At 37.3% G+C, this 24,978-nt stretch carries 24 protein-coding genes, 1 tRNA gene and 1 riboswitch; of the genes, 20 read left to right on the plus strand and 5 right to left on the minus strand.

What is annotated here, in order from left to right; genetic code table 11:
* Positions 1–40: 40 nt before the first annotated feature.
* The 5 genes from IGJ20_RS05860 (at position 41) to IGJ20_RS05880 (ending at position 3,443) form a co-directional block, all read left to right on the plus strand.
* Positions 41–364: a PadR family transcriptional regulator gene (locus IGJ20_RS05860; RefSeq protein WP_002357837.1), complete on the plus strand. Its 324-nt coding sequence runs from the start codon at positions 41–43 to the stop codon at positions 362–364.
* Positions 365–367: 3 nt separating this feature from the next.
* Entirely contained in the window at positions 368–709 is a 342-nt protein-coding gene (locus IGJ20_RS05865; protein WP_002357836.1) for a DUF1048 domain-containing protein, read from the plus strand.
* A 25-nt stretch (positions 710–734) separates the two neighbouring features.
* Positions 735–995 carry a DUF2087 domain-containing protein gene (locus IGJ20_RS05870; protein ID WP_002360471.1) on the plus strand — a complete coding sequence of 87 codons (261 nt, stop codon included), beginning with the start codon at positions 735–737 and terminating at the stop codon, positions 993–995.
* Positions 996–1,153: 158 nt separating this feature from the next.
* Positions 1,154–2,329, plus strand: a complete 1,176-nt coding sequence (locus tag IGJ20_RS05875; RefSeq protein WP_002357834.1) for an FtsW/RodA/SpoVE family cell cycle protein — start codon at positions 1,154–1,156, stop codon at positions 2,327–2,329.
* The gene (locus tag IGJ20_RS05880) at positions 2,295–3,443 is read left to right on the plus strand and encodes an FtsW/RodA/SpoVE family cell cycle protein (RefSeq protein WP_002357833.1); all 1,149 of its coding nucleotides are present in this window, start codon (positions 2,295–2,297) and stop codon (positions 3,441–3,443) included. Before IGJ20_RS05875 ends, IGJ20_RS05880 begins: the two co-directional genes overlap by 35 nt.
* Positions 3,444–3,504: 61 nt before the next feature.
* On the opposite strand, the gene IGJ20_RS05885 is transcribed toward IGJ20_RS05880, so the two are convergent.
* Positions 3,505–4,392 (minus strand): LysR family transcriptional regulator, encoded by an 888-nt coding sequence (locus IGJ20_RS05885; protein ID WP_002357832.1) that lies wholly within the window; start codon positions 4,390–4,392, stop codon positions 3,505–3,507.
* 23 nt (positions 4,393–4,415) lie between these two features.
* Entirely contained in the window at positions 4,416–5,291 is an 876-nt protein-coding gene (locus IGJ20_RS05890) for a LysR family transcriptional regulator (protein ID WP_002382245.1), read from the minus strand.
* A gap of 252 nt (positions 5,292–5,543) precedes the next feature.
* Positions 5,544–5,714, plus strand: a riboswitch (M-box (ykoK) riboswitch).
* Between the two features lie 113 nt (positions 5,715–5,827).
* On the opposite strand from IGJ20_RS05890, the gene mgtA reads away from it, so the two are divergent.
* The 12 genes from mgtA (at position 5,828) to IGJ20_RS05950 (ending at position 20,510) form a co-directional block, all read left to right on the plus strand.
* Entirely contained in the window at positions 5,828–8,488 is a 2,661-nt protein-coding gene (gene mgtA, locus IGJ20_RS05895) for a magnesium-translocating P-type ATPase (RefSeq protein WP_202522491.1), read from the plus strand.
* A 242-nt stretch (positions 8,489–8,730) separates the two neighbouring features.
* Entirely contained in the window at positions 8,731–9,879 is a 1,149-nt protein-coding gene (gene hemW, locus IGJ20_RS05900) for a radical SAM family heme chaperone HemW (protein ID WP_202522627.1), read from the plus strand.
* Between the two features lie 225 nt (positions 9,880–10,104).
* Positions 10,105–11,148 (plus strand): heat-inducible transcriptional repressor HrcA, encoded by a 1,044-nt coding sequence (hrcA, locus tag IGJ20_RS05905; protein WP_002357828.1) that lies wholly within the window; start codon positions 10,105–10,107, stop codon positions 11,146–11,148.
* A gap of 54 nt (positions 11,149–11,202) precedes the next feature.
* Positions 11,203–11,742: a nucleotide exchange factor GrpE gene (gene grpE / locus IGJ20_RS05910; protein ID WP_002357827.1), complete on the plus strand. Its 540-nt coding sequence runs from the start codon at positions 11,203–11,205 to the stop codon at positions 11,740–11,742.
* A gap of 59 nt (positions 11,743–11,801) precedes the next feature.
* The gene (gene dnaK / locus IGJ20_RS05915) at positions 11,802–13,631 is read left to right on the plus strand and encodes a molecular chaperone DnaK (RefSeq protein WP_002357825.1); all 1,830 of its coding nucleotides are present in this window, start codon (positions 11,802–11,804) and stop codon (positions 13,629–13,631) included.
* A 114-nt stretch (positions 13,632–13,745) separates the two neighbouring features.
* The gene (locus IGJ20_RS05920; protein ID WP_002357824.1) at positions 13,746–13,868 is read left to right on the plus strand and encodes a hypothetical protein; all 123 of its coding nucleotides are present in this window, start codon (positions 13,746–13,748) and stop codon (positions 13,866–13,868) included.
* A gap of 54 nt (positions 13,869–13,922) precedes the next feature.
* The gene (gene dnaJ / locus IGJ20_RS05925; RefSeq protein ID WP_202522492.1) at positions 13,923–15,089 is read left to right on the plus strand and encodes a molecular chaperone DnaJ; all 1,167 of its coding nucleotides are present in this window, start codon (positions 13,923–13,925) and stop codon (positions 15,087–15,089) included.
* Positions 15,090–15,327: 238 nt separating this feature from the next.
* Positions 15,328–16,062 carry a metallophosphoesterase family protein gene (locus tag IGJ20_RS05930; RefSeq protein WP_113848429.1) on the plus strand — a complete coding sequence of 245 codons (735 nt, stop codon included), beginning with the start codon at positions 15,328–15,330 and terminating at the stop codon, positions 16,060–16,062.
* 97 nt (positions 16,063–16,159) lie between these two features.
* Complete coding sequence (locus IGJ20_RS05935; RefSeq protein ID WP_016615761.1) at positions 16,160–18,352, plus strand: Tex family protein; 2,193 nt, start codon at positions 16,160–16,162, stop codon at positions 18,350–18,352.
* Between the two features lie 26 nt (positions 18,353–18,378).
* Complete coding sequence (locus IGJ20_RS05940) at positions 18,379–18,840, plus strand: SprT family protein (RefSeq protein WP_002365561.1); 462 nt, start codon at positions 18,379–18,381, stop codon at positions 18,838–18,840.
* Between the two features lie 68 nt (positions 18,841–18,908).
* Positions 18,909–18,992, plus strand: a tRNA-Leu gene (locus IGJ20_RS05945).
* A gap of 300 nt (positions 18,993–19,292) precedes the next feature.
* Positions 19,293–20,510: a pyridoxal phosphate-dependent aminotransferase gene (locus IGJ20_RS05950; protein WP_202522493.1), complete on the plus strand. Its 1,218-nt coding sequence runs from the start codon at positions 19,293–19,295 to the stop codon at positions 20,508–20,510.
* Positions 20,511–20,575: 65 nt separating this feature from the next.
* Here IGJ20_RS05950 and IGJ20_RS05955 read toward each other — a convergent pair whose 3' ends face one another.
* Complete coding sequence (locus tag IGJ20_RS05955) at positions 20,576–20,752, minus strand: hypothetical protein (protein ID WP_002357816.1); 177 nt, start codon at positions 20,750–20,752, stop codon at positions 20,576–20,578.
* Between the two features lie 177 nt (positions 20,753–20,929).
* Here IGJ20_RS05955 and IGJ20_RS05960 point away from each other — a divergent pair, with 177 nt between their 5' ends.
* Positions 20,930–21,757 carry a helix-turn-helix domain-containing protein gene (locus tag IGJ20_RS05960; protein ID WP_002381942.1) on the plus strand — a complete coding sequence of 276 codons (828 nt, stop codon included), beginning with the start codon at positions 20,930–20,932 and terminating at the stop codon, positions 21,755–21,757.
* A 100-nt stretch (positions 21,758–21,857) separates the two neighbouring features.
* Complete coding sequence (gene nagA, locus IGJ20_RS05965) at positions 21,858–23,006, plus strand: N-acetylglucosamine-6-phosphate deacetylase (RefSeq protein ID WP_002357814.1); 1,149 nt, start codon at positions 21,858–21,860, stop codon at positions 23,004–23,006.
* 42 nt (positions 23,007–23,048) lie between these two features.
* On the opposite strand, the gene IGJ20_RS05970 is transcribed toward nagA, so the two are convergent.
* Positions 23,049–23,435, minus strand: a complete 387-nt coding sequence (locus tag IGJ20_RS05970; RefSeq protein ID WP_202522494.1) for a hypothetical protein — start codon at positions 23,433–23,435, stop codon at positions 23,049–23,051.
* Positions 23,436–23,448: 13 nt separating this feature from the next.
* On the minus strand, positions 23,449–24,108 hold the full coding sequence (locus IGJ20_RS05975) for a DNA/RNA non-specific endonuclease (RefSeq protein WP_202522495.1): 660 nt from the start codon (positions 24,106–24,108) through the stop codon (positions 23,449–23,451).
* 160 nt (positions 24,109–24,268) lie between these two features.
* On the opposite strand from IGJ20_RS05975, the gene IGJ20_RS05980 reads away from it, so the two are divergent.
* The gene (locus tag IGJ20_RS05980) at positions 24,269–24,970 is read left to right on the plus strand and encodes an ABC transporter ATP-binding protein (RefSeq protein WP_202522496.1); all 702 of its coding nucleotides are present in this window, start codon (positions 24,269–24,271) and stop codon (positions 24,968–24,970) included.
* Positions 24,971–24,978: the final 8 nt, after the last annotated feature.

A 24,978-nucleotide genomic window follows, 5' to 3' on the forward strand; every position in this document is an offset into this window, starting at 1 on the left:
TGGTACATAGTAATAAAGAGTAGTTCAGGGAGGAAAAGCAGTGAAGCAGACAGAGTTGCTAAAAGGGATTTTAGAAGGTTTAGTTTTAGCCATCATCCAAAGGAAAGAAACATATGGTTATGAAATTACAAAAATTTTAAATGACCAAGGGTTTACTGAAATTGTTGAAGGAACCGTTTATACGATTTTACTGCGTTTAGAAAAAAATCAATGGGTTATAGCTGAAAAAAAGCCTTCAGAAAAAGGACCAATGCGGAAGTTCTATCGCTTAACCTCATCAGGAGAAGCAGAACTCGCTGATTTTTGGCAGCGGTGGACGTTGCTTTCAAAACAAGTAAACAAGATGAAAAAAATGGAGGGATAGAGCATGTCAAATTTTAAAGCGTTGATCAAAAAAGTTGTTGGGGATAAAAAAGAGTACAAAGAATATAAACGACGGATTGCAGCATTACCAGCAGAGTATCGACAAGTATTTCAAGAAATTGAAAAATATGCATGGCATTTTTCAGATCATAGCGGAGCCAATATGTTCAATGCGTTGACTGATTTACTTGATCTGTTTGAAGAAGGAGCTGCTAACGGAACACCTATCAAAAATATTACGGGAGAAAAAGTAGGTGATTTTGCTGAAACAATTGTCAATGAAGTCGCTGGCAAATGGACTGATAAACAGAAAGAAAAACTGAATCATCAATTTTCTAAACAATAGTCAAAACAAAAAAAGGAGAATAAACATGGTTGAAAATTTTTTTAAAGAAGGAAAGTTGCTGGTTATTCCCAAGAAAAATGCGAAAAAAGTCCAAGTGTTTCAACGTGTGGCCAACCAATTTGAATTTGGGAAAGAATATACGGAAAAAGAAGTCAATCAGCGACTTAGAGAAATCTATGAAGATTATGCACTTTTGAGACGGTATTTAGTAGATTATCAGTATTTAGAAAGAGATAAGTTTGGAAAAATTTATCAGAAATGTGAGCAACACACAAAAATTATATAAATGGCTTTTTTTAAAAGTAGCGAAACTAGGTGAAATGAACCAAGTCTAGCTACTTTTTGTTATGTAAGCTTAGTAATAGTTCTATAAAAAACTCTCTATTTGTTTTCTAACTCAGACTGGTAAGATTGATTTAATTAGAAAAAGATAGAGGTGAGAGAATGAATCTACGTACTTTAGGTCTAACAAAAATTCTTTTGACCTTTATTATATTAAGTATTATTGGCGCGTTAATGATTTATAGCGCCAGTAGCTATGACTTGCTGATGCAAGGTGTGAAGCCCACTGCTGTGTTTATTAAACAAGGCATTATTATGTGTCTCAGCTGGGTGCTAATGTTCGTGATCTACAAAGTTCGATTAGAAGTGTTATTTAATAAAAAAATTGCGATTGGACTGCTTTTAGTTTCGGTACTATTACTGTTAATGGTTCGACTACCTTTTTTTGGTGTAGCAGCGAATGGCGCACAACGTTGGATTTCTCTCTTTGGAATCCAATTTCAGCCATCAGAGCTTTGTAATTTTGCGATTATTTATTACTTGAGCTGTTATTTAGGTGAAAAAGAAAATGGCTTGACAACGAAGCAGTTAAGGAAACAATGGCTGTTTGTTTTGGTCGTTGCATTTTTAGTTTTGATTCAACCCAAAGTTGGCGGGGCTATTCTTATTTTAGTTATTGGCAGTGTCTTGATTTTCTCAGCAAGTATTCATGCAAAATTTAGTGTAATTGCTGCGGGGATTGTCGTTGCTAGCGCGGCGCTTCTTTCTAAAATAATTATTTTTCTAGGCGATCACCGCTACTTACCACATTTTTTTGCGCATGTGTATGACCGCTTAGTTGTTTTGAAAAATCCGTTTTTATCCTTTCATGATCGCGGATTTCAGCCTTCAATGGCCTATTTAGCAATGTATAACGGTGGGTTTTGGGGCACTGGATTAGCCAATGGTATGGTAAAAAAAGGTGGCTTGCCAGAAGGTCAAACCGATTTTATTTTTGCGGTGATTGTGGAAGAACTTGGTTTGATTGGCGGCTTACTATTACTATTTCTTTTGTTATTTTTAGCTGCCTCGATTTTGCGGAGTAGTTGTGTAATAAAGAATCATTGTTACGGCTTGTTTTTGTTAGGGGTCGGGACCTTGATTTTAGCTCAAACGGCGATTAACATTGGTGGCGTTTTGGGTTTGATTCCAATGACGGGAATTCCTTTACCGTTTGTTAGTTACGGTGGGACAAGTTATTTAATCTTTTCAGTGGCATTAGGAATCGTCATTAAAATTATTGCAAACGAAAGGCGGCAGTTAAATGGTCAATACAAAAAAATTCAACTTACATCTTAATTATGATTTATTATTGCCCATTTTTTTACTCACACTTTTATCTTCTGGTGTGCAATATTGGATTGCCGTTAATGAAGGAAAAGACGGAACTGTGCCAGCATTAAAACAACTCTTCTTTATTTTTGTTGGCTATGCAGGCATGTTTTTAGCTAGTCGGCTGTCACAGAAGTTTATTTGGAAAGTAGCTCCTTTTTTCTATGGGTTTTCATTAATCTTAATGAGTGCTTTGTATTTTTCCTATGACAAAGGAATGTATTTATTGACGGGCACAAAGCGCTGGTTAGATTTAGGGTTTATTAAATTTCAGCCATCAGAAATTGCGAAAATTGCGTTTATTTTAATGTTGGCAAAAATTATTGTCCAACATGAGCAACAAGACTGGTCCGATAAATGGCGTTCAGACAAGCAACTTCTAAAAAAAATCGTTGCGGTTAGTGTCCCTGTTTTTTTCTTGATGGCGGTACAAAAAGATTTTGGGACATCCCTTGTTTTCGTAACGATTATTCTATCCCTTTTAGTTATTTCAGGAATTGATCGCAAAATTTTAATCATTATTTTCAGTGCTTTAGCAACGTTAGGCGTGGTCTTGATTCTGTTAGTCTTTACAGAGTGGGGGCACAAAGTACTCTTCTTTTTACATTTTAAACAATATCAATTGGATCGAATTTTAGCATGGATTCATCCCTATGATTATGTCGATAAAATCTCCTATCAACAAGTACAAGGCTTATTGGCAATCGGTTCGGGTGGTTTATTTGGCAAAGGTGTGCATGGGATTGAGGTGTATGTTCCTGTTCGTGAGTCTGATATGGTTTTTACTTTTATCGGGGAAGCCTGGGGCTTTGTGGGCAGTGCCACCGTTGTTTTTCTCTATTTTTACTTGTTTTATCAAGTTTTAGTAGCTGGCTTGCGGAGCAATTCGCGTTTTTGTATGTACATCTGTGTCGCCCTCATTTTTTCGCTGGTTTTTCAAACGGTGGAGAATATCGGTGCGGTGATTGGACTGTTGCCGTTAAAAGGTATTCCGCTTCCGTTTTTAAGTCAAGGAGGCACTTCGTTAGTGATGGCTATCACTTCTTTAGGATTTGTTAAAGGAAGAGAAGCCGCTACCTGAAAACACAAATAAAAACCAAGACTGGAACTCGCTTGCCGACAAGCTCTAGTCTTGGTTTTTACTATTGAAATTGTTTTTGGCATTCAGCCAAAAGTTGTTGAAGTTGTCGACTCATGTAACGTTCTTTTAAATAATAAACTGCCATGTTTCGTTTAGGTAGTTCTTGGTAAGTTAGTGTATGGATCGAATTGTCTAAAAGTTGAATATTTGTGTATTCGGGGACAATAGCGAAACTATCGGAATGAGACACCAAGTGAGTAATAAGTGAAAGAGTATCCACTTGAATGACTTTCTCTGGAGAAAAATTAGAAAACGTAGTATCTAGCCAATTGGTTAATTTGTTTTGCTCGGAAAATTCGGTATTTAAACGGACGAAGGGGTACATTGTTAGTTCTTTTAAAATTTCTTCCGTCGTAGCTTTTGCCAAAGCTGGATGATCGTTTCTTAAAATGAATTGATAATTTGCTGTAAATAAATCAATTTTACCAATATGTTCAGGTAATGGTAAGTCAGCAAAGGAAATACCAAAATCTGCATCCATTGTTTCCAAGGATTGAAGAATATTTTCTGTAATAATGGTGTGGACTTGTAAGTTGGATGAACGATCCGTTAATGTTGTCATTAGTAAGTCATTCAATTTATATTCTAAATCACAGAGATAAGTGGCTACATAAATATGGTTGGAAGAATGATTAATTTCTTTTAGCTCTTCTTCAATTGAGACCAACTCATTGGTGATGCGCCAACAATATTTTTCTAAAATTAATCCAGCTGGTGTTAAGGTGGTAGTTTGGCCTTGGCGATTAAAAAGTTCAGCGCCTAACGTTGCTTCAAGAATTTTTATTTGCTTACTTAGTGCAGCTTGAGAAATTGCTAAATTTTCGGCTGCTTTAGTAAATTGTTTCACTTTGCATAACTCTAAAAAATAATGTAAACGAAATAGTTCCATGGGAATTCCTCCTTTTTCTATTCCTAGAATAAATAACGTAATTGTTCGAATAAATAACGGTGTGCTTCACAATGTCCGTGATGATTATTCTGAACTAAATAGATGGCTCGTTCTGGACTATCTTCCAGAGGAATACCAACTAAGTTACGTCTGTTTAGTTCATCAGTGAGTGAATAGGGAAGGATGCTACAGGCTTTTTCTCGTTGGACCATGTCTAAGACTAAATGAAGAGAAGGAAGTTCGATGACGATTTGCCGATTTTCCCAATTGATTTTACGTTCCCAACGTTTAAACACTTTTTTTTCATATACTTGATCGGAATATGCAGCAAAAGGTAAAGAACGAATTTCGTCAATCGTTACGCTATCGGCATGGGCTAAAGGATGATTTTTATTGACACAAAGGAGATAGCTTTCTGTATAAATTAATTCTTTCTCTAATGGAATCGAGGTATCCAAAAATATCCCAATCCCAATGTCAATTAAATCTGTTTCCAAGGCTGTTTCAAGATCGTAATAATACTTAAAATCAATACTTACATACGGATAGGATTGATTAAATAACAACAATACTTCTCCAAATGCTTTATCTATATCAATTAAGTTTGTTCCAATCCGAATGGTCGTTGTCGATCCTTGGGTCACTAATTCATTAATCTCTTCTTGCGCTTCCTTAATGAGTGCAAAAATCATTTCTGTTCGCTTGGCGACGACTTCGCCTGCTGGAGAAAGCCGACAATGTTTCTTGTCTCTTAAAATTAATGAAGCACCTAATTCACGTTCCAACTCCTTGAGCTGGGTACTTAAATAAGGTTGACTCGTATGGAGCTTTTGAGAAGCTAAAGTAAAACTCGCATACTTTGAAACTGCCATAAAATATTCTAGTTGTTGTAATTTCATTTTCCTCACCGCCGTTTCTTTAACTATACAAAAAATAGCAGAAGAAAAGCTTCTCGACAAGGCTATCTGACGGTCTTTAGATTAATTTAACCAGTTATGATTCTATGAATAAATACGAATCATACCAGAAAACCATAGTAAATAAGCGGATTATTTTTCTTTTTGTTACTGAATGGACAAAAAGTTATCTGCTAAAAACTTTTTCTATATCGTTATTTTTTCAAGGAAGAATTATACTTGCTGTTGTAATTAAATAAGATTTGTTAGGTGAGGCTCCTATACAAACATAGGCTACTGCCCAAAAATGTCGAGAGACGCCAATGGGTAGAACAGGAACTGTCGAATGAAGGCTTTTCTTAAGGTAGCTAAAAGCAATCGCTTTTTACGTTGTATAGTGCTAAAGCTCAACGATAAGAACGATTATTCTTTGACACGTTGAGTTTTCAGCGTGTCTTTTTTTGTGGAAAGGGTGAGGGAAATGGAAGATGAACCGATCGTCAATTCAAGTCAACAACAGATAAATGAGGTGAAAGAAAATGGAAAAGAAAATGCGTCACATGGGCCATGACTATAGTTACAAAAAGTTTGCCCATTCAGAAGTAGAAAAAGTTTTACAACGTTTTGGCTCAACTTGGGATGGCATTAAACACCAAGATATTGAAGAATTACAAGAACGTTATGGCCGCAACAAAATTATGAATGAAAAAAAAGCTTCACGGCTGCGACTTTTTATAAAATCGTATATCACGCCGTTTACTTTGGTGTTATTAGCACTAGCCACGATTTCATTTTTTACAGAATATGTCTATGCTGCGCCAGAGGAAAAAGATGTTACTGGCGTGTTAATTATGTTAGCGATGGTCATCTTAAGCGGCACGATGAGTTTTGTACAATCAGTCAAATCAAGCAATGCAGTTGAAAAATTACAAAATATGATTAAAGTTACCGCGACAGTCATTCGCGACAAGAAGCAAATGGAAATTCCTATTGAGGAAGTTGTGTGTGGCGACTTAGTCCAACTATCCGCTGGCGATATGATTCCAGCCGATTTACGTTTAATCCAATCTAAGGACTTATTTGTTTCCCAATCATCCCTGACTGGAGAGAGTTTTCCCATTGAAAAACACGCGACTCATCAAAAAGATAGTGATCAAATTGATACAGAATACGACAATCTTTTATTTTTAGGAACAAATGTCATTAGTGGCACTGGTTTAGGCATTGTCATTAAAGTTGGTAATCAAACTTTATTCGGACGGATGGCTTCTGATAACGGAGAAGAGCAGCAGCAGACGAGTTTTGAAACAGGAATTAATAAAACAACGTGGGTGCTGATTCGCTTTATGTTGGTCATTACGCCGACTGTTTTTCTAATTAATGGGTTAACAAAAGGCGATTGGGTGGAAGCATTAATGTTCGCGATTGCCACAGCTGTTGGCTTGACACCAGAAATGTTACCCATGATTGTAACAACCAATTTAGTCAAAGGTTCTCGAGAAATGGCTAAAGAAGGCACGATTATGAAAAATGTCAATGCCATTCAAAATTTTGGCGGGATGGATGTACTTTGTACGGATAAAACAGGTACCTTAACACAAGATAAAGTAATTTTAGAATACCACTATAATATTGGGTGCCAAGAAGATCAAAAAGTCTTGGATTTAGCATTTCTAAACAGTTATTTTCAAACGGGCTTGCGTAATTTAATGGATAACGCCGTTATTCAAGCGGCGACGCAAGAAAGTGATATACAATCAGATGATTTTTATAAAGTAGATGAAATTCCTTTCGATTTCAATCGACGTCGAATGAGTGTGATTATCAAAGAGTTTAAAATGCGAGAAACACGCTTAATTACCAAAGGTGCGGTTGAAGAAATGCTCTTGGTCTGCACACAGGTACTTTTAGATGGCGAAATTGTGCCCTTAACAGAGACGCTGCGTCAAAAAATTACCAAAGACGTTGAAGCTTTAAATCGAGATGGTTTGCGCGTTCTAGCAATTGCCGATAAAAAAGTCGAAGCGGCTGAATGGGAGTATACAACTAAAGATGAATCAGAGTTGATTTTACAAGGCTATCTTGCTTTCTTGGATCCGCCAAAAGAAACAGCGGCGGCAGCTATTCACGCCTTGCATCAACATAATGTAGCTGTGAAAGTATTAACGGGGGACAATCAGTATGTGACGCATTCTGTTTGTAAAGAAGTTGGTCTGGCTGGCGAAAAAATTATTACAGGAAATGAACTTCAACAATTAAACCAAGAAGAATTAAGAAAAACCGTTCAAGCGTATAATATTTTCGCCAAAATTACGCCTGACCAAAAAGTTCGTATTGTAAATGCGTTAACTGAAAATGGTCAAACTGTTGGCTTTTTAGGTGATGGAATAAATGATGCTGGAGCAATGCGTGCTGCTGATGTGGGAATCTCTGTTGATACAGCTGTCGATGTGGCGAAAGAATCGGCGGATGTAATTTTATTGAGAAAAGATTTAATGGTTTTGGAAAAAGGAATTTTATCTGGACGGCGTGTATTTACGAACACGATGAAGTACGTCAAATTAACAGCAAGTTCTAATTTTGGCAATGTTTTTTCCGTGATCCCAGCAAGTATCTTTTTACCATTTTTACCGATTGCTCCGATTCAATCGCTATTATTAAATCTAATTTACGATACTTCGTGTATGTCAGTTCCTTGGGACAAAGTAGATGAAGAATACGTAGAAAAACCAAAAAAATGGGAACCAAAATCAATTGGTAATTTTATGCGTTGGTTTGGTCCAACGAGTTCTATTTTTGATATTGTTACCTATTTATTTATGTATTTCATTGTGTGTCCGGCTATCCTAGGTGGCTCATTCTTTGAATTAAATGGAGCAGATCAATTGCTCTTTATCGGTATTTTCCATGCAGGATGGTTCATTGAGTCCTTATGGTCCCAAATGCTCGTCTTGCATTTCCTACGAACAGAAAAAATGCCTTTCCTTCAAAGTAGTGCTTCTGGAATTATGACGTTAGTCACTACAGCAGGGATTGTTCTCGGAACTGTTTTACCCTTTACCGCTTTCGGTGCAGAACTAGGGTTTGTCGGTTTATCACCAAGCTATTTCTTGTATTTAATCCCGACAATTGTTGCTTATTTAGCACTGGTTGCGTTCATTAAAGTTTTATACGTCAAACGTTACGGTCAATTACTGTAACTGATTTGTACTATTATAATAGAAAAATTTTTTTACTTTTCTTTCAAGGTTGAGGAGGTGTCGGTTTTTATGACAGCTCCTCGTTGTTGTTTTAAGTGGCTGCGCGAATTTTTTTATGGATTTATTTGTCATTTACAGTTAGTATGGCTAGTAGAGACTTTCCAAAAAGAACGAGCTTTTTGGTAATAAGGAGATAAAACGAGCTAATGACCAAAACAAACCAACTTTCAACTTCAACGCCGATGTTCGATCGGTCGGCCTATATTCATATTCCATTTTGTGAGCATATTTGTTATTATTGCGATTTTAACAAGGTCTTTTTAGAAGGACAACCAGTTGATGAATATATTCAGAGTTTATTAAAAGAAATTCAACTTACGCAAGCATTGTATCCAGAACAAGAAATGAAAACCATCTATATTGGCGGAGGCACGCCAACTTCATTATCAGCGAAACAGTTAGATGTGCTACTAAAAGGGGTTCGCGAACAGCTAACGTTTGATGACCGAAATGAATTTACGGTGGAAGCAAACCCTGGTGATTTAACCCAAGAAAAATTACAAGTCATGAAAAACTATGGCGTCAATCGTCTTTCGATGGGCGTTCAGACATTTGATGATCGCTTGCTCAAAAAAATCGGTCGCAAGCACACCGCCGCAGATGTTTATGAAACAATGAAATTTTTAGAAAAAGAAAATTTTACCAATGTCAGTATCGACTTAATCTATGCTTTACCTGGACAAACATTGGAAAGTTTTCGCGATACTTTGACAAGAGCCTTAGCATTGGACTTGCCGCACTATTCGCTTTATTCATTAATTCTTGAAAATAAAACAATGTTCATGAACTGGGTTCGTCAAGGACGGTTACAGCTGCCTGAAGAAGAAATCGAAGCACAGATGTTTGACGAAACGATTGAAGCAATGGAGAAAAAAGGACGTCACCAATATGAAGTCAGTAATTTTGCTTTAACAGGAAAAGAAAGCCAGCATAATCTGGCTTATTGGAATAATGACCACTACTATGGATTTGGCGCAGGTGCCAGCGGCTATCTTGGGCAAACTCGTTACAAAAATCATGGCCCAATCCAACATTATTTGAAACCCTTGCGAGAAAATCACTTGCCAATTGTGGAGACTGAAGAATTAACTCGTCTAAATCAAATAGAAGAGGAGTTATTTTTAGGCTTACGTAAAAAAGTAGGCATTTCTAAACAAAAATTCCAACAAAAATTTCAGGAACCAATTGAAGCGATTTATGGAGAGGCCATTCAACGCTTAATCAAAGAAGAATTATTAATTGAAGAAGCAGATATCTTACGTTTAACGAAAAAAGGACTATTTGTGGGGAATAATGTTTTTGAAGCATTTTTGTTAAGTGAAAAAGAGTAAAAAAATAAAAAAATCATCGAAGTGTGACAAAGCATTTCGATGATTTTTTTATTACAAAAGTTGGTATTGATGGTTTTTGAAGGTGGTTTGCAGCGATTAGCACTCTTGCGTTAAGAGTGCTAAAAAGTTGCGTATTTCCCTTGACAAAAAGGTAAGGACTTGTTATATTAGTATATGTAGTTAGCACTTAGATGTTAAGAGTGCTAATGAAGGGTGGTAATAACGATGATTACAGAAAGACAACAAAATATCTTGAGACTTATCATCCAAAATTACACGAACACGGGCTTACCTGTCGGTTCTAAGAAATTGATGGAGGATGGCATTGCCTCTAGTTCTGCCACAATTCGTAATGATATGAAAGCATTAGAAGAATACGGCTTATTAGCTAAGACCCATTCTTCTTCAGGGCGAATTCCCTCAATGGCTGGTTATCGTTACTACGTGGATCATCTTTTACAACCAACACAAGTAGAAGAGAACGAACTTAGAAGGATCCGTCAATCTTTTGGAAAAGAATTTCATGAGATTAATGATATTATTCGACAATCAGCTGAAATTCTATCAGAATTGACAAGTTATACTGCTTTTTCATTAGGACCTGAAGTGAAAGAACGGAAATTAACCGGCTTTCGAATGGTTCCTTTGAATGATCGGCAAGTCCTTGCTATTATAGTGACAGATAAAGGCAATGTTGAAAACCAAGTATTTGCCATTCCTGCCGCTGTTTCTAGCCAAGATCTTGAAAAAATGACACAAATCATCAATGATAAGTTGGTTGGACAACCTTTGTTGACCGTTTATCATCGTTTACGGACGGAGATTCCGATGATTTTACATCGCTATTTCCAAACGCCAGAAGGAATGATGAACTTATTCGATGAGATGTTAGGACATGCCTTTGAAGAAAAAGTCTTTGTCGGTGGTCGCATGAATTTGTTAGATTTTGGCATCAAACAAGATATTGAACAATTGAAATCTGTCTATTCCTTTATGCAAAATTCTGATGAGCTGACGCATTTATTAAATGGTTCTGCAACAACAGAAAATCCAATTGTTTTTCGTATCGGCTCAGAAATTGGCAACAATCTCTTAGAAGATATGAGCATGATTACTGCTACGTATGAAGTATCAGGACATGGCAAAGGAACAATTGCCCTGCTAGGACCAACCAGTATGCCGTATTCAAAAATTTTCGGTTTGGTAGACACGTTTCGACATGAGCTAGCTTCACAACTAGGTGACTATTACCGTTTTTTAGGTAATTAAGCAAACCTTGTTAGGATAAGAAGTAGATGCATAAAGAGAAAGGAAGTTGCTGAAGTGAGTAAAAAAGAAGAGAAGCAAGAAGAATTACAAGAAGAAATGGAAGCTGTTGATGCTGCTGGCGTTTCTGAAGTAGAAGTTGAAGCAACAGAGATTGAAAATCTTAAAGCAGAGCTTTCCGAAATGGAAGACAAGTTCTTGCGGGCAAGAGCCGAAATTGCTAATATGAGCAATCGAAATAAAAACGAACGAGAATTATTAGTTCGTTACCGCTCACAAGATTTAGGTAAAAAGATTTTACCATCCATTGATAATTTAGAACGAGCAATGGCCATTGAAGTATCAGATGAACAAGGCGAAAGCTTGAAAAAAGGTATTTCGATGGTGCTAGAAAGTATTACTGTGGCTTTAAAAGAAGAAGGAATAGAAGAAATCCCAGCAATGGGTGAAACCTTTGATCCAAATTTACATCAAGCCGTTCAAACAGTCCCTGCTTCTGAAGAAACCCCAGCAGATACCATTGTTGAAGTTCTACAAAAAGGGTACAAATTACAAGATCGTGTGTTACGACCATCCATGGTCATTGTTGCACAATAACAAACGTTAATTAAAAATATATTATTATAGAAAACTAATACAGATTGGAGATATTCACTATGAGTAAAATTATTGGTATTGACTTAGGAACAACAAACTCAGCTGTCGCAGTGCTAGAAGGCGGCGAAGCGAAAATTATTGCAAACCCAGAAGGTAACCGCACAACTCCTTCGGTCGTTTCATTCAAAAACGGTGAAATTCAAGTGGGCGAAGTAGCAAAACGTCAAGCTGTTACAAATCCTAACACGATTTCATCTATTAAACGTCACATGGGTGAAGCTGGCTACAAAGTTGATGTTGAAGGAAAATCATATACACCACAAGAAGTTTCTGCAATGATCTTACAATATTTAAAAGGTTTTGCTGAAGACTATTTAGGTGAAAAAGTTGAAAAAGCAGTTATTACAGTTCCTGCATATTTCAACGATGCGCAACGTCAAGCAACAAAAGATGCTGGTAAAATTGCTGGTTTAGAAGTAGAACGGATCGTTAACGAACCAACAGCAGCAGCTTTAGCTTATGGCTTAGATAAAACAGACAAAGATGAAAAAATTCTTGTCTTTGACCTTGGTGGTGGTACATTCGACGTGTCAATCCTTGAATTAGGCGATGGCGTTTTCGATGTATTATCAACAGCCGGTGATAACAACCTAGGTGGGGATGACTTTGATAATAAAATCATTGACTACATGGTTGCAGAATTTAAAAAAGAAAATGGCATTGACTTAGCTAACGATAAAATGGCATTACAACGTTTGAAAGATGCTGCTGAAAAAGCGAAAAAAGACTTATCAGGTGTAACAAGCACACAAATCAGCTTGCCATTTATTACTGCTGGCGAAGCAGGACCATTGCACTTAGAAATGAACTTAACTCGTGCAAAATTTGATGAATTAACAAGTGATTTAGTTGAACGTACAAAAGTACCAGTACGTCAAGCTTTGAAAGATGCTGGATTAAATCCTTCTGAAATCGACGAAGTTATTCTAGTTGGTGGTTCAACACGTATTCCAGCTGTAGTTGAAGCTGTTCGCAAAGAAACAAACAAAGAACCAAACAAATCAGTTAACCCTGACGAAGTAGTAGCAATGGGTGCTGCAATCCAAGGTGGCGTAATCACTGGTGATGTTAAAGACGTTGTCTTATTAGACGTAACACCGTTGTCATTAGGGATTGAAACAATGGGTGGCGTATTTACAAAATTAATTGATCGTAACACTACGATTCCAACAAGTAAATCACAAGTCTTCTCAACTGCTGCTGACAATCAACCAGCTGTTGATATTCACGTTTTACAAGGTGAACGTCCAATGGCCGCTGATAATAAAACATTAGGTCGTTTCCAATTAACAGATATTCCTGCGGCTCCTCGTGGTGTGCCACAAATTGAAGTAAGCTTTGACATTGATAAAAACGGGATTGTAAATGTTCGTGCGAAAGACTTAGGCACTCAAAAAGAACAAACAATCACGATTAAATCTTCTTCAGGTTTATCTGATGATGAAATCGAACGTATGGTGAAAGATGCTGAAGCAAACGCTGAAGCAGATAAACAACGTAAAGAAGAAGTTGACTTACGTAACGATGCAGATGCTTTATTATTCACTGTTGATAAAACATTGAAAGAATTAGAAGGCAAAGTAGACGCTGAAGAAGTGAAAAAAGCAGAAGATGCGCGTGATGAATTAAAAGCAGCCATCGAAGCAAACGATATCGAACAAATGAAAGCAAAACGTGATTCATTGAATGAAATCGTCCAAAACTTAACAGTAAAACTTTACGAACAAGCTGCGCAACAACAAGCACAAGAAAATCCTGAAGCTGCCCAAGGTGGCGCTGATGATGTTGTTGATGCTGATTTTGAAGAAGTAAATGGTGATGACAAATAATCAATAACAATTGATTTTAGGGACTGGATCATTAGTACAATGACTAATGTCCCAGTCCCTTGTCTTTTGTGAGAAAATCAACCACAATCAAGTTTGCAAGAAACTATTTAGGTTTTGAAAGAACTGTGGTATGATTACAACGATGTTAAACAAGCTGAAAATACCTATTCACAGCTAGTAACACTGATTCAAGGTGTGACAGATAATCCAACCAGAGAGACCGAAAGCAATCGATGAATTTGGCTGGTTCTAAACACATTGTAAAGTTTGAAGAAAGTTGGAGGGAAGTCAATGGCGACGAAACGAGATTATTATGAAGTGCTAGGATTAGAAAAAGGTGCTTCAGATGATGAAATTAAAAAAGCATACCGCAAACTTTCCAAAAAGTACCATCCAGATATTAACAAAGAAGCCGATGCGGAAGAAAAATTTAAAGAAGTTTCTGAAGCGTATGAAGTATTAAGTGATCCACAGAAAAAAGCGGCCTATGACCAATATGGCCATGCAGGAACTGATCCTAATTACGGTGGCAGCGCTGGTGGCTTTGGCGGTTTCGGTGGCGGCGGATTTAGCAGTAGTGGTTTTGGTGGATTCGAAGATATTTTCGATTCATTCTTTGGCGGCGGTGGCCGTTCTGTTGATCCAAATGCACCAAGACAAGGCGCCGATTTACAATATACAATTCAATTGAAATTTGAAGAAGCTATTTTCGGTGTCGAAAAAGAGATTAAGTACAATCGAGAAGATACTTGTGCAACCTGTGGCGGTAATGGCGCCAAACCAGGCACACACCCAGAAACTTGTCATAAATGTCATGGCTCTGGAACAATCAATGTTGAACGTCAAACGCCATTAGGTCGTATGATGAGTCGTCAAACTTGTGATGTGTGTCATGGCACAGGGAAAGAAATTAAAGAACCATGTCCAACTTGTCATGGCACAGGTCATGAGAAAAAAGCACATACTGTCAAAGTAAATGTGCCTGCTGGAGTAGAAGACGGTCAACAAATGCGCTTAGCTAACCAAGGAGAAGCGGGTACCAATGGTGGACCATATGGTGATTTATATGTAGTCTTTCGTGTTGAAGATAGTGATATTTTTGATCGAGATGGCGCAGAAATCTACTATGATTTACCAGTAAGTTTTGTCCAAGCGGCTCTAGGGGACGAAGTAACTGTACCAACTGTTCATGGTGACGTGAAATTAAAAATTCCGGCTGGAACACAAACTGGCACAAACTTCCGCTTAAGAGGCAAAGGTGCGCCACGTTTACGTGGTGGGGGCAATGGTGATCAACACGTGAAAGTGAAATTAATAACACCAAAAAATCTTAATGAAGAACAAAAGGATGCCCTACGAGCTTTTGCAAAAGCTGGCGGACAAAATGTAACTGAACAACAAGAAGAAGGCTTCTTTGATAAAATGAAAGATGCGTTTGGCGGTAAGAAGAAAAAATAAAACAAACGAGTCAGAGACAAAAGCAGTTAGCTCCAAGTGTTCATCACTCTCGAAGGCTAAATTGCAACGAGTAATTGCAGGTGCTGCTTTTGTTCAACTGATTATTTTAAGATTTAGAGAGTGGGACATAAGTCGTTTTGACTTATGTCCTATTTTCGTTTTTTATTTCCAAACATTTTACGAGAATATTTTAAAATTTAGCGTATACTTAATATAAGCAAGTTAGGAGGGCTTATTTATGAAACCATATGTTTATGTAATCAGTGATATTCATGGACAAGCAGATTTGTTTGATGCCTTACTCACAGACTATGACCCAGTCGAGCATCAGCTAGTTTTAATTGGTGATTTAAACGACCGTGGTCCACATTCTAAAGCCTGTTTTCTCAAAGGAAAAGAACTTGTCGAGCAACACGGCGCTGTTTATTTACGAGGCAATCATGAAGAATATTTTTTGCAGTTTCTTCAAAATCCAGAGGACTGGTTTGCAGGATATGTTCGCAATGGTGGCAAGGAAACAATTGAAAGTCTCTTGCATCCAGGAGCTACTGCAGAATACTCACCAACAGAAATGGCCTTAATGATCCGTAGTCGCTATCCAGAGTTAATTGTTTTTTTAACAAAACGACCACTTTATTTTGAATGGGAGCATTACTTATTTGTGCATGCTGGGGTTGATTTAACGATGGAAGATTGGCGGCAAACAGCACCTAAGGATTTTTTGTGGATTCGCGAACCCTTTCATCAAGGGAAAAATAATACAGGCAAGACCATTGTTTTTGGTCATACCATTACTCCGATGTTACATGGTGATATGCAGACCACGGACCTTTGGCAAAGTGATGGAAAAATTGGGATAGATGGTGGTGCTATTTTTGGCGGCTCTGTACATGGCGTAATTTTTAATGAAACAGGCATTGTCCAAGATATCGAATATCAAAAACGCACCCCTGCGTGGCAACCAGAATTTTGATTCCTTAATCGCATGAATCAGTTACCTCACTTCTATATTTAGAAGCAAAAATATGCTAAAATAGATAAGTATGCATAAGAAAAGAGGTATCTAGTTAATGGCAGAAGCTTATAACGAAGAAGTAGTAGCGCTACTTCAAAAAGAATTGACAACGTATCGTTCAAAACAAATAACAACGGTTTTAACTTTATTAAATGAAGGAAATACAGTTCCTTTTATTGCCCGTTACCGGAAAGAAATGACTGGAAGTTTAGATGAAGTCCAAATCCGTGAAATAGAAGAACGTTATCATTATTTACAAAACTTGAAAAAGCGGAAAGAAGAAGTTCTCCGTTTAATTGAAGAGCAAGGAAAACTAACAAAAGAACTCAAAACAGATATTCAAAAAGCAGTAAAAATGCAACAAGTGGAAGATTTATATCGACCATATAAACAAAAACGTCGGACTAAAGCGACTATCGCGAAAGAAAAAGGGTTGGGACCATTAGCAGATTGGTTGCTCTCTTTACCTGAAAACGCGGATATCTTAGCTAAAGCGGCTACTTTTATTAATGAAGAAAAAGAAGTTGCAACCGCCGAGATAGCCTTGCAAGGTGCTCATGAAATTTTAGCAGAACGTATTAGCGATGAACCAAAATACCGAACATGGTTACGTGATTATATGGTTAAACATGCGCAATACGTTAGCGTAGTTAAGGACGAAGAAAAAGACGAAAAGCGGACCTATGAAATGTATTACGATTTTGCAGAACCAGTTAGCAAAATGGTGCCGCACCGTGTCTTAGCAACGAATCGTGGTGAAAAAGAAGACATTTTAAAGGTTTCCCTTGTCGCTGATGAAACAAAAATTAATGATTATTTCCAACGTCAACTAATCGGCAAACAAGCAACAAGTTTTGCTGCTCCATACATTGAGGCTGCTTATTTAGATAGCTATAAACGATTTATTGGACCAGCGATTGAACGGGAGATCCGCAATGAATTAACAGAAAAAGCTGATGAACAAGCGATTGCAATTTTCGGTGAAAATTTACGTAATTTATTATTACAGTCACCACTTAAAGGAAAAGTTGTTCTAGGATTTGACCCGGCTTATCGGACAGGTTGTAAATTAGCAGTTGTCGATGAAACGGGTAAAGTTTTAGCAATTCAAGTGATTTATCCACATAAACCAGCGACTGCTGCGAAACGTGAAGCCGCTGGTCCAGCCTTTAAAAAGATCATTGAAGACTATCAAGTGGACATGGTAGCTATTGGAAACGGAACGGCAAGTCGTGAATCTGAATTGTTTGTGGCAGAGCAATTAAAAGCGGTGAAGCGGGACGTCTTTTACGTGATTGTTAATGAAGCAGGGGCTTCCGTTTACTCTGCGAGTGAAGTGGCTCGTAAAGAGTTTCCTGATTTACAAGTCGAAGAACGAAGTGCGGTCAGCATTGCACGTCGTTTACAAGATCCGTTGGCAGAATTAGTAAAAATTGATCCCAAAGCAGTCGGGGTCGGTCAATATCAGCATGACGTATCACAAAAACGTCTTGCCGAGCAATTGGATTTTGTTGTAGAAACTGCGGTAAACCAAGTTGGTGTTGATGTGAATACAGCGAGTGCTCAACTTTTACAACATATTTCTGGCTTAAATAAAACAACGGCGCAAAACTTAGTCACTTATCGTGATGAAAATGGTGTCTTTACAGCACGAAATCAAGTCAAAAAAGTACCTCGTTTAGGACCAAAAGCATTTGAACAAGCAATTGGCTTTTTACGAATTCCTAATGGCAAAAATGTGTTAGATAACACTGGCATTCACCCAGAAAGTTATCCAGTAGCACAAGCAATTTTAGAAAAAGCAGAGATTGCTTCTAAAGAATTAGGGACAGCAGAAGCTATCGAAAAATTGAAACAGTTACCAGTGAATCAATTAGCTACTGAGTTAGAAGTAGGTTCAGAAACACTCACAGATATTATTGCTAGTTTAATCCAACCAGGTCGTGATATGCGCGATGAGATGTCAGCGCCACTTTTACGTAAAGACGTGTTGACGATGGAAGATTTGAAACCAGGAATGGAAATGCAAGGGACTGTTCGAAATGTAATTGACTTTGGTGCGTTTGTCGATATTGGTGTGAAGCAAGATGGCTTAGTTCACATTTCTAAGTTAAGTACTAAATTTGTTAAGCACCCAACGGATGTTGTTGCGGTGGGGGATGTAGTCACAGTTTGGGTAGAAGATGTTGACTTGAAAAAGGGGCGTATTAGTTTAACCATGTTGCCTCGGGCTGATAGAAAAGAGTAACAATGAAAGAGTCTCAACCAGTCTTGATGACAGATCAAGCGCTTCAAACGCTAGTGGAAAAAATTTCAATCGTATTTTTTCAGAAACCTTTTCTGCATCAAGCTACATTTAATCGGCGGTTAAAAACTACGGGCGGTCGCTATCATTTAGCTTCGCATCACCTGGATTTTAATCCAACTGTCTTTTTAAAGTATGGACAAGAGGAACTGGAAAAAGTCATTAAGCATGAGTTATGTCACTATCATTTACATTTAGCTGGCAAAGGCTATCAGCATAAAGATAAGGACTTTAAAGAGTTATTGGCTAAGACTGGCGGTGCCCGTTATGCACCGCCTCTAGTAGAACGGAAAAAAGCAGTTTTCCATCAGTACCAATGTCAGTCTTGTGGAGAAGTCATCCTCAGAAAACGACGAATTGATACGACACGATATGTCTGCGGAAAATGTCATGGGCGTTTGTCCTGGCAAGCGAAAAAAGAACAAATCTAACAATTCTGGTCTTTGTTATCTTGACAAAGACCAGTAATTATTTTAGGATAAATAAGTGCTCTTAAAATGCAGATGTGTTGGAATTGGCAGACAAGCATGATTGAGGGTCATGTGGACAGATGTCCGTGTGGGTTCGAGTCCCATCATCTGCATCAACTAGTATAACAAGAGGTCGGGACAGAAGTGTTTAACTCCGAGAAATAAGAAGGAATTTCCGAAAATTGTTCTTTAATTTTTGGAGAATTTCGGCTTATTTCCGAAGAAGTTGCTTCTGTTCCCACCGTTTATCAGTTTTTGAGCGTGGAGCAAAAATCCAAAGTGATTTTTGTCCCACGCTCTTGTTTATTACGGAAAAACCATCAATTTTTTATTAAATTCTGATATTTATTATTGCTTTTTCATTATAGTTGGCGTAACTTTAGAGTATAAATTTGTGAAGCGAGGGAGTCCGTGTGAGAGATTTTAAAAAATCCGATAAATTAAATAACGTAAGTTACGATGTCCGTGGTCCTGTTTTAGAAGAAGCAGAACGCATGCAAGAAGAGGGCATACGTATTTTGAAATTAAATACAGGGAATCCAGCGCCATTTGGTTTTGATGCCCCAAATGAAATTGTGCGCGACATGATTGTAAATGTTCGCGATTCAGAAGGTTATTCCGATTCAAAAGGTATTTTTTCTGCAAGAAAAGCGATTGAACAATATTGCCAATTAAAAAAATTTCCTAATGTAACGATTAATGATATTTACACTGGTAATGGCGTGAGTGAATTAATTACCATGTGTATGCAAGGCTTGTTAAATAACGGCGATGAAGTACTTGTGCCAATGCCAGACTATCCTCTATGGACTGCGTCTGTTTCTTTGGCAGGCGGTACGCCCGTTCATTATATTTGTGATGAGCAAGCAGAATGGTATCCAGACATTGATGATATAAAATCAAAAATAACTTCGAATACAAAAGCAATCGTTATTATAAATCCAAATAATCCGACTGGTGCTTTATATCCGAAAGAGTTATTACTAGAAATTGTCGAAGTGGCACGTCAAAATGATTTAATTATTTACTCCGATGAAATTTATGATCGTTTGGTCATGGACGGTTTGGTTCATGTACCAATTGCTACATTAGCACCTGATTTATTTGTCGTAACATTGAATGGTTTGTCAAAATCACATCGAGTGGCAGGCTTCCGATGCGGTTGGATGGTGTTAAGTGGAGATAAATCACGAGTAAAAGGGTATATCGAAGGGCTAAATATGCTTGCTTCCATGCGGTTATGCTCGAATGTGTTGTCACAACAAATCATTCAAACCGCATTAGGCGGCTATCAAAGTGTCGATGATTTACTTTTACCAGGTGGCAGAATTTACGAACAACGAGAATTTATTTACAATGCGATAAATGATATTCCTGGTTTATCAGCCGTGAAGCCTAAAGCAGCTTTCTATATTTTCCCGAAAATTGATACGGCCAAATTTGACATTTATGATGATGAAAAATTTGTTTTAGATTTCTTACACAAACATCATATTTTATTAGTCCATGGTGGTGGGTTCAACTGGCAACAACCAGATCACTTCCGTATTGTTTATTTACCGAAGATGGAAGACTTAAAAACTACAGCAGATAAAATGCGTGAATTTTTAAGTACCTACAAACAAAAATAAAAGAACTACCAAAAAATAGCCTCTAACGAAGCTATTTTTTGGTAGTTCTTGTTTTATCAACAATACTATTCTGCGGTTTCACATGCTTTTTTACTAATAATCATTCGGTTGGTATATTTTTCTTCCATATCAGGACTAGGATTTGCTACTACGATGAGATAAGAATTTTCATACTCCTTCTCCACAAAGCCTGAATAATTTGTTTTTTCCCAAATGAAGTGAACCTTTTTCTCTTCGGCCATACAATAACACTCCTTTTTAATAAAAATGAACCTATTTATTTTCTAAGAAAACCTTAGATAATGTTCTTGCAGTATATTATGCAATAAAGTACAATAAAAGCATAATGCGAATTCGCATATTTTGACAAAATCCCCATTTTGCAAGGAAAATGGCCGATATAAATAGGAGCTATTGTGATGAATTCTTTAGGTGCAGTTATTAAAGAAATTAGAAAAAATAGAAAATTGACACAGAAAATGTTATCAGAAGACATCTGTTCGCAAAGTGTTTTAAGTCGCATTGAAAACAATGAAGAGTTGCCAAACGTTCTCGTAATGCAACAACTTTGTGATCGTTTAGGTGTGACGGTTGACCAGATTATGCGTTATAAATCTGGTGATGTGCACGTTGTTACGTATTCATTTGAAAAAATGGCTGAATATTTTCGCCATAAAAAATATCAATTATTATTAAATTATTTAAAGGAAAATCGTATTGAAGAACAATTGTATTTAGATACGGACTGGCAAAAATATTATTATTATTTAGGTAGTTGTGAATTGTTTGTTCTAAATGATTACGAAAAAGCTATTGCTAGTTTGCGTAAAGGATTATCTTTCACCTATAAAGCCGATAAGTTAAATGTTTCTGATTTAGAGATTCAATTAATTAGTTGTCTAGGTGCCACTTATGGTTACATGGGCAATCGAGTAGAAGCAGAACGATTTTTAAGTTTGAGTATTCATTATTTTAATCAATTGCCAAATGAACGCAGTAATGCAGAGTTAACGAAAATATTTTTTAATTATGCTGATTTCTTATTTAAAAATTATACAGAAAAAGATGCCGAAATTTATGTGGATCAAGGAATTACTTGGGCCCGCAAAAAAAATAGTTATTATTATTTAAGTGAATTATTAAATCTAAAATATTTAGTTTTAATGAGAAAGAATAAACATGAAGAAGCAGAACGTTATCTGAACTTAGCACAACAAATGAAAAATGTGGAAAGTGGCAATCTTTAAAAAATCCTCAGAATTGCTTAAAAGGTCTACACCATTTCTTGACTTTTGTACTGATTAAGAGTACTTTTGAAGTAAGTAAAATAAAGAAAGAAGGATGAAGATGAAAACATTTATCTTTGCAGACAAGTTCTTTTTAAAAAGCGATGTTAAAGGACCTGGTTATTTAGAAATCACGGATGGTATCTTTGGTAATTATACAAAAGATGAACCGCAAGGGGACGTAAAAATTATTCGTGAGGAAGGCAAATGGATTGCCCCAGGTTTAGTCGATACTCATATTCATGGTTACATGAATCATGACGTAATGGATAACGATGCAGAAGGCATTAAAGTGATGTCTGAAGGCTTATTATCTTGTGGTGTAACTTCATTTTTACCAACAACGTTAACGTCAAGTAAAGAACGTTTAACAGACGTTGCACGTACGATTGGTCAAGTCTACCAAGAAGTACCTGGTGCAAAAATTCAAGGGATTTACTTTGAAGGACCTTTCTTTACTGAAGAACATAAAGGCGCACAAAATCCAAGTTATTTTGGAGATCCAGACCTTGATACATTCCACGAATGGCAAGAAGCTTCAGGCGGAATTATTAAGAAAATTGCGTTGGCACCAGAACGTAATGGGGTGAAAGAATTTGTTGAAACCGTTACAGATGAAGGTGTCGTTGTTGCTTTAGGCCATAGTAATGCGACCTTAGAAGAAGCTGATGTGGCAGTTGAAGCAGGCGCTAGCGTTTTTGTTCATGCATATAATGGGATGCGTGGCTTAAATCACCGTGAACCAGGGATGGTTGGTGCATTGTTAACGTTACAACACGTTTTCTCTGAATTAATTTGTGATGGACACCATGTACATCCGCAAGCGGCTGAAGTATTGATGGAAAAAGCGGGCCATGATCACGTTGCGTTAATTACAGACTGCATGATGGCTGGCGGTATGCCAGATGGCAACTACAATTTAGGTGAATTTCCTGTTGTGGTAGCAGAAGGAACGGCTCGTTTGGATACTGGGAACTTAGCAGGTAGTATTTTAAAACTAAAAGAAGCAATTAAAAATGTAGTTGATTGGGGTATTGCAACACCTGCACAAGCAATTATGATGGCTTCATTAGTTCCTGCGATCAGCTGTAAAATTGATGATCAATGTGGCATGATTGCAAATGGTCGAGATGCTGACTTTATCGTATTAGAACCAACCATGGAATTAGCAGCCACTTATTTAGATGGCGTAGAACGTTATCGAGCATAAGACACAAGAAAAAGCTTGCGGAAATTTATCCGCAAGCTTTTTTTATAATTCTTTTGGTAAAATCGCAGAAGTGATTTCTTTGTTCTCGTAGGCAATAAAAAAATCGATTAATTGCTTGTCAAATTGCTCAATATCCTCTTTGTAAAGGGAGCTGGGAATCACAAAGGTTTGCTCTAGAGTACCTGCTAGATAATCGCCATCTAAACTTTGGGCGACAACTAAAAATTCTTGTTTGCGCCAATGTTCCACATCTGTTTTAGAAATGGTTTCTGGAGAGGCTAAAAATTTACAATTTTCGACAAACTGTTCATCAATTTCTTCACTGAAAGTTAATTCAGCATCCTCTTCTTGAGGTTGAGAGAGGATTGCTTGCAAAAATGTTTGTGGTTTTGCATCGGGTAATGTTTCTTTTAGCTGTTCAAAATCCAATGAAAGTTCCTCCTTATTGTTTGTTTAAAATAGTTACTGAAAAATCAATGGGTGAATTTGTTTTAAGGCTTTTGGCTTCTAAGATGATTTTTTCAGCCAACAAATCGTTTCCGTTATATACAGGTGTCACGCGATAACGAACGGTTTCGCCGCGATCAAGAGCTGCCCGAATCTGATTTTCATATTTCGTCATATAAGGAGTGTTGACAGGATTCTGATACAAGGTGGTTAAGTTACGTGGATCATCACCACTGCCTCCCATTTGACGGCCGATTAGGTGGCCACGCGAATGATTAGCTTTTCCTGAAATGAAACCAGCTGGTCGAATATCTTTATTAGCGGAAGTTCCTGTATTGACCATTGCGGGTTTTAATAGCGCATCAGCGCCTGTCGCTCGTTTTAGACGATCTAGAGAATGATAAGTAATCCAGCCGTTTGAGTTATCCTTTAATTCCTCTGCTGAAAATGTGGCTTTACCATTTTCAATGGGTCCGGGATTATCTCCTTTAGGTGCTGGTGTGCTTGAAGGGGTGGTTGTTTGTGGTTGAACATTAAATAAATCTTGTAAAGCATCAGGAACTTTAACGCCAACCGCGCCTAAAATTAAAATGATTAATGCGCTAATTAGCATGATGGTTGAATTAAATGGTGGTTTCTTCTTTCTGTTTGCCATAACGTGCTCCTCTAATTTTATACTTGCAATAGTCCAAATTTAAGTGGACCATCTTTTCTATTATACGTAAATTTGCTAAAAAATCAAAAAAGGCTTTTCTTTGAAAGACTTGTTTTCTCAGATATGTTACTATTTTAATGTAGAAGGGAAGGGATAGTGGATGGCCTATATTGAAGTCAAAAATGAATACAAGCGTTACCAAATGGGAGAGACAACTATTACTGCGAATGATGGCATTTCTTTTGAAGTGGAAAAAGGAGAAGTAGCGGTTATTTTAGGCCCCAGCGGTGCTGGAAAATCAACTGTTTTAAATATTCTTGGTGGAATGGACAGCTGTGATGAAGGGGAAATTATTATTGATGGCACAGATATCGCTCAGTTTTCAGAGAAACAATTAACCACTTATCGACGAAATGATGTCGGGTTTGTTTTCCAATTTTACAATTTAGTCCCAAATTTAACGGCAAAAGAAAATGTTGAATTGGCTTCGCAAATCGTTGCGGATGCGTTGGATTCGACCACTGTTTTACAATCGGTGGGTTTAGGGGAACGTTTAGATAATTTTCCAGCGCAACTTTCTGGTGGTGAACAACAACGAGTAACCATCGCCCGTGCGATTGCTAAAAAGCCCAAGTTACTTTTATGTGATGAACCGACAGGAGCACTGGATTATGAAACAGGGAAACAAATTTTAACCATTTTGCAAAACACTGCTCGTGAAACAAGAACGACCGTCTTAATTATTACCCACAATTCAGCCATTGCAGAAATGGCCGATCGGGTAATTCGAATTAATGATGCGAAAGTTCGTGAAATGACTGTGAATGATCAGCCTAAATTGGTTGCTGAAATTGAATGGTAGGTGCCTAA

Source organism: Enterococcus sp. DIV0294 (assembly GCF_050558155.1).
In the GTDB taxonomy this organism is placed as follows: domain Bacteria; phylum Bacillota; class Bacilli; order Lactobacillales; family Enterococcaceae; genus Enterococcus; species Enterococcus faecalis.